Origin of the sequence: Olavius algarvensis spirochete endosymbiont (assembly GCA_900608495.1) — a bacterium.
Classification (GTDB): domain Bacteria; phylum Spirochaetota; class Spirochaetia; order DSM-2461; family DSM-2461; genus UBA2779.
This window is the reverse complement of the sequence record UWYT01000188.1, coordinates 130,281-136,280: the sequence shown is the minus strand read 5'-3', so window position 1 is coordinate 136,280 and position 6,000 is coordinate 130,281. Positions and strand designations below refer to the sequence as shown.

Here is a 6,000-nt window from a genome sequence, read left to right as displayed (position 1 = left end):
GCTTAAGGCACGGCCAGTGCGGCGGCCCTTCTTTCGAGCTGGAATCTTCTAACTCCACCTGCGGCTTTGCTGCGAATCCCTTATAAGACTCAAGGAGCCGCCAGGGACGAAGGAAGAGCCTTTAGGAGGTTTTGCAAGCTGATACCTAAGGGCCTGGATGAGCCACTTGGGGCTGAGGAGAGAAGGCGCCCCTGGCCGAAACGATACTTCAGCTCCTGAAGTCAGGAACCGGCTGCTTTGGAGAGATGTGGAGCGATAATAATGGAAGCATGGACTTGGTTTTATCAATATTAGTTTTTATAATAAATTATCTTAGGGGGGAGATTGCTTTGCAGGAAGTAGACAGCGTTAGACGCTCTCGAAAACTTGAATGGTTTGCGGTGATATTTGCATTGCTCTTACTTTCCAGTATTGCGATCGTTTTCTACCTGTACAGTAGGAATCGGATTGCTGAGATCGAATTCCAATTATCTGTATACAAAGAGCTTGCCCGCAACAAAGTTCATTATCGGGACATACTTGAAAGAATTTCTTCACTTGAAGATCTGTTGGAAGGAAATGAGCCACTAGATGCAGCTTCTTTATCCCGTATTGAGAATAGAGTGGCATTGAGCGAGAATCGATTGAGGAATCTGCTCAATCAACTGAATGGAAGAATGAATGATTTGGAGACTTTGGTTTGGACTCGTGATAGAAGCAAATACGATCTTGCCAGTGAATACGCCGAACTGGGAGAACTTAGTGATAAATCCGGTTACCATTCTGAAGCAACTGGTTTTTATCGGGAATCGCTACAGTATGAACAGACTGAAGAAGCACTTATGTCCTATGCGCGTTCGATGTATATGGCCTCGTCGGATGTCAGGGATGATAGTGATATATTGAAGGCCCTGGATGCCATTTTGGTACGCAGCCCCTATAACCAGGAAGCACTTCAGCTTCGCGGACGCCTCTATCTGGAACAAGGGCACAAGGATCTGGCTTTGGAGTCCTATGAGGTTCTGGCTGCCCTTGCTCCTGAAAGTTTTCAAATACAGAGAGATACGGCCAGGCTGGCATTGTCGGAAGGACGTTTTGATAAAGCGTTAGTCTGCTATGAAAGGGCGCTTTCTTTAGAGTATGAGGAAAGCTCGCTTCATTACGAGCTGGGAGAGGTTTGGAAGCTATTGGGTGAAGTTGATAAGGCAGAGTCCTCTTGGCGGAGGGCATTGGAGATAGATCCGTCCTTTACTGCACCCGCGTTAAGTCTTGCGGAAGTCCTTGTTGCGAAGGGTCGCTATGAGGAAGCTGAAGAGTTTGTCAATTTCTATATACAGATTCGCGGGGATGATTATAAGGGGCATTTGCTTTTAGGTGATATACATCATCAGAATGAGCAGTTTCTGGAGGCGGAACTCTCGTGGAAGAAAGCTCAGAATGTACTTGTTCTAAATTCCGAAGTCGACATATCCCTTTGGGTGGATGCATCACTTCGAATCGCGAGGCTTTTTAAGGAAAGAGGAGAGGCTGGGAGAGCACTGGAATACAGCTTGGCTGCTCTCGCATACGAGGAGAGAGCTGAGTTACTTGATATCGCCATCTGGTCCAGCGAAAAACTTGGAGATGAGGATGCATTGTCTACCTATCGACGTCGCAGAGAAAAGTTGAGTTTGGGCTCATGAGTTTCAGAGTACTGTTTTTTGTCTTGCTATGGAGTCAGTGTGCAGTTTCGCTTCATTCGATCAGCATAGCGATAGCGCCACTGATTATCGGCAGTGATTCTGCCTTCGATTCCACAAGTTTCTCGGGTTATGATGAATCACGTAAGTTCAGGAATTATCTTCTCGATCTGGATCAGCAAGATACACTGAAAGCAAAGTTGCATCGGAATCCGGAAGGATTAGCCGGAGGTGTCAGCACGATATTGGATGCCGCCTATTTTTGCCAGTATTATGCCGCCGAATTTTTAATATACGGCCGGATTCGATATACGGAAGAGTATGCGGATATAGTTCTCAAGCTCTATGACCCGGGCCGTCAGGAGCTTATAGGAACCTTCTATGGGAAGGATGCAGCGACAGAACTGGAGCGACTCCTTGAAGATTCTGCGAAAAAGGTTTATGTATATCTCTCGGAGACATTGGGGTTAGCGCCTCTGTGGATTAAAAGGGAAGTGGAACGGTCTTTGTGGGATTTCCAGGGACGATTGGGATGGTGGACAACCGCCGGCAAATGGAGACAGTCCTTGGCAGGGATTGCTTCAATGGAAGCTGGGGCATATTTTACTCCGATTTATCCTCTATGGGAGAGACGAAGTTGGCAGCTCGGGGGACGGTTCGGATTCTCTTTCGAGTATCAGCTTGGGATGAACACCCATGGCGATGAGTCATTTACCTTTCACGGCCTTGGTTTTTCCTTCCCGGTTGAAGCGGTATTTGACTACAGGGAAGAGCATCGGTTTGCAGCATCAGTATTTCCTCTACTTCAGGTTGATATATTGAATCAGGATCGCAAATACTCTGCAACGTGGACTGGGGTCAGTGTTAGCGGAGGGCTTGGGAGCACACTTTCATACAGATTTCAACTAGATGTGAAACACGCTATCGGATTTGCAACTGGTTGGAGGCTGATTTTCTATAGGCCGTTAAGGAGTCATTTCCCTGTGAGCTTGTTTTACGAGTATTCTCTGCGATAATGAGGATGAATATGATTGTAGTAATGCTTTTCATACTTTTCTTGGTTACAGGCTGTACGGGGGGGCTTTTGGAAGAAATGGATCGGACAAATAAGGATCCTTTTGACGGAGGTTTGCACACCGTGTGCTTTGAAAAGGAAGGAATGGTCAGCCTTTCCTGGGAAGAGGATCCAGGTACCGATGAATACCTTATACTGCGAGGCCAGGACAGCGGATCGACAGGAGAGCCGGAGTGGAAGACTGCCTACCGAGGCAGGAAGCTTTCATGGACTGATAAAGGGCTGGCTAACGATGAGAGACGAATTTACACCTTACAGAAGAAGCGGGGCAAGCGGTTTTTTAGATCTACGACAGCTGCTTTAGGAGTTGGAAGTGAAGTTATCAGAGATATCTATGAGCCTAATGATTCTCGTGAATGGGCCAAAGAGCTGACACATGTTATTGAAGGGAATGTTCAGCATTATCGTTCCTATAATTACTCTAAGTATGGAAAGAGCCTGGAGTACTCCGATACTGATTGGTATTACGTGAGAATACCAACTGGTCGGAAAGCTACGATTACACTCACTCAGAAAGATATTAGGAGTAGCGAACCCATCAATCTTGCGGTTTTCAGCGAGCGGGCAAGCAGGAACCTGGAAGTTGAATCCGGAGTGCCCTTTACACTTGAGAATCGGGAAATTGTGGAGCGCACTTTTCGATTTAGGATAAAACCTACCAACATTTTTGGCCCGACTCTGGGTGCTGGCGGTAAAACGGTGAGTTATGAATTGAAGCTGGATTCCATATCAATTTTGACTGAACTCTAGAAGCTGTCCTTGATGGGAGGAAAATTTTGCTAATAAACAGGTTAATCAGAAAGGAGAAAAAACAAGGCATTATGTTCTTGGTAATTGCGATGATTTCTTCTTGCGATCTTAACCTGGTGGAAGAAGATTGGGGGGATGGTATTCCCAGTGGGGGGGTACAGGTTGTCGAAAAACTGTTTGAGCATAGTGCAGATACAGGCAGCTACCGTCTACATACCAATGATAAACAATTTAGCCGACTATACGGCAGCAGTGTATGGCTTCCGCTAAGTGCTAATCCCCAAAACCCCTTTGATGTCTGGAGGGTTACAGTTAGTAAAAGCAGTGGTGAAGAGAATGCCGGATATGGCATAGTGCTATGTCAGCAAATGGTTTCTAACGACGTTGAAGCGATGTTGACAGTTATGATTCGAGTTGATCGTTATTATCAGATTGGTAAGGTTATAGGTAAAAAGTACACAAAACTGACTGGGTGGAAGTATTCAAGGAATCTAAATGGAGGCTATGGTATTGTCAACGAAATTGAGGTGGAACGCGGAAGTGGTGAATGGGTTCTCTCTTTTAATGGGGAGGAGACGGAACGCTTTAAAGACGAAGAGGAACCTATGCTCGAAGGCGGTATTCAAGGTTTTTTGGCTGTTATCTCGCCGCTGGAAAGGTTTCCGAGCATTCCTGTTGATATAAAGTTTAAGGAGATGCCTGCTGGGACTCTTTAGGGAGGTGTCAGTTTGGGAGATTTTCTACGCCGGACATTGGGCCGGCGAGATGCTTCTGCTTGTTCCATCCTTTTGGGGTGAGAGTGCTAGTGGAGAGACCGCGACGAGACTCGGGAAACGCCGTTTTCGGAGCGGAAGATAGAATCGGTATCCTTGCAATCAGATGAATCACTCATTGCCATTTTTCCAGACAATCATTAACCGAACAAATCACCCAGTATATTGCGTTCCGTAGCATCAGTATCCGCCACCTTCTCCACACTGCGAAACAATTCCTTCAATGCCAGAATCTCTTCGGTTAACAGCAAACGAACAAAGCCTTCCTGTGCTGATGGAGCGTTTACCTGAATCAACCTATCCTGGCGTAGCAGAGTAATCTGTGCCGCATCTTTTTGCGCTATATAAACTGGCTTCCTGTGTCCCACTCGTCGCGGGAAATAATCTGCCCGTCGAAAAGCATCAAGCAATCGACTCAAGACAAAGTCTGCAAGATGGATCGTTGGCATGGCGAACGAAATAACTTTTAGATCGGCGCTCTTAACCTCTCCCAAGGTTTTCCTGAAGCCGCTGCCGCCTCTGAATGCCACCAGAAGAATCGGGGGTGCAACTAGGCTTGAGATGAGCATCGATATCACGGCGACGCCGAATAGACTAGGCCCAATCACCCCGGTAGTTAAACCCAATCCCGCCATAATTAGAGTAACTTCACCTCTCGGCAGCATACCCGTACCAATACGCAACGCCCCCTTACCGTTAAACCCAAGCATCAAAGCAGGTAATCCGCAACCTACAAGTTTCCCAAAAATTCCAAGGCCAGCGTAAATCAAACCATAGACAAAAACTTCGCCAAGTGCTCTAAAATCAACAAGCATCCCCATAACACAGAAAAAAACTGGCACGATAAACGCTTGAAGTCCTTCCAAACGACGTCGAATATCCTCCGCCACATCAGTACTTGAGAGAGCCAGGCCCATCACATAGGCTCCGATAATCATCGCCAGGCCCGCAAGCTCAGACAAACCCGCCAATAATAGGGCCAAACCAAAAGCAATCACCGCCAGAGTTTCCAAATCCTTCAATTCCTTCAGGCCCTTTGTAATCCTCGGTGCCAGAACAATCCCGATTACTGTACTTCCAATCCAAAAACCAAAAGCCTTCAAAGTGATTCGGCCAAGGAGTCGCCAATCCACTCCTTCTCCGCCACCCATGCGCACCAGGCCAATCACCAACGCAAGCAGCACAATACCCAGTACATCATCAAACACAACTGCCGAAAGGATGGTAACTCCCTCAGGACTCGAAAGTCTGCGTCGTTCAGAAAGAATACGAGCGGTTATACCAACACTGGTGGCGGTCGCAATAATTCCCATAAACATAGCCCGCGGATCAAAAATCGAAACAACATCGGGAATAAACGCCAAAGCCGATAAAGCTCCCAAAAAGTAGGAACAAACCACACCTCCGAATCCAACCAGCGAGCCGGAGCCCGCGAACCTAAGAAAGGTTTTAAGATCGGTTTCCAAGCCAGAAATAAAAAGTAAAACAACAGAGCCCACAGTCGCAAAACCATAAAGCTGCGGCGTTACAGGGAGTACCATCTCGGAGGAGATAGCGAACAACGGCTCGCCGCCCAGAAAAGGCAGAGCGATTCCTCCCAGGGCAAAGGGTCCAACAATCATCCCGGCGACAAGCTCCCCCAGTACTGAAGGCTGCCGCAAAAATCGCACACAAACAAAGCCAAAACCCTTTGCAGCTAGCAGAATAACCGTCAGCTGCAGAACCAAAACCATCATCAAATGCG

At 47.1% G+C, this 6,000-nt stretch carries 5 protein-coding genes; 4 read left to right on the top strand and 1 reads right to left on the bottom strand.

Translation table 11 applies throughout. The features are described from left to right. Nucleotides 1-329 precede the first annotated feature (329 nt). From S1OALGB6SA_RS05570 to S1OALGB6SA_RS05555, 4 genes are read left to right on the top strand one after another with little or no spacing between them, the layout of a single operon-like run. On the top strand, nt 330-1,661 hold the full coding sequence (locus S1OALGB6SA_RS05570) for a tetratricopeptide repeat protein (RefSeq protein WP_230204437.1): 1,332 nt from the start codon (nt 330-332) through the stop codon (nt 1,659-1,661). Then, on the top strand, nt 1,658-2,674 hold the full coding sequence (locus S1OALGB6SA_RS05565; protein ID WP_124032813.1) for a hypothetical protein: 1,017 nt from the start codon (nt 1,658-1,660) through the stop codon (nt 2,672-2,674). The genes S1OALGB6SA_RS05570 and S1OALGB6SA_RS05565 overlap by 4 nt, the downstream gene beginning before the upstream one ends. An 11-nt stretch (nt 2,675-2,685) precedes the next feature. Then, nucleotides 2,686-3,483, top strand: coding sequence for a hypothetical protein (locus S1OALGB6SA_RS05560; RefSeq protein ID WP_124032812.1), 798 nt, complete (start codon nt 2,686-2,688; stop codon nt 3,481-3,483). Nucleotides 3,484-3,509: 26 nt separating this feature from the next. Continuing rightward, nucleotides 3,510-4,199: a hypothetical protein gene (locus S1OALGB6SA_RS05555; RefSeq protein ID WP_124032811.1), complete on the top strand. Its 690-nt coding sequence runs from the start codon at nt 3,510-3,512 to the stop codon at nt 4,197-4,199. Nucleotides 4,200-4,396: 197 nt separating this feature from the next. Here the strand turns inward: S1OALGB6SA_RS05555 and S1OALGB6SA_RS05550 are convergent, their stop codons facing one another. Beyond that, complete coding sequence (locus S1OALGB6SA_RS05550; RefSeq protein ID WP_230204436.1) at nt 4,397-5,992, bottom strand: cation:proton antiporter; 1,596 nt, start codon at nt 5,990-5,992, stop codon at nt 4,397-4,399. Nucleotides 5,993-6,000: the final 8 nt, after the last annotated feature.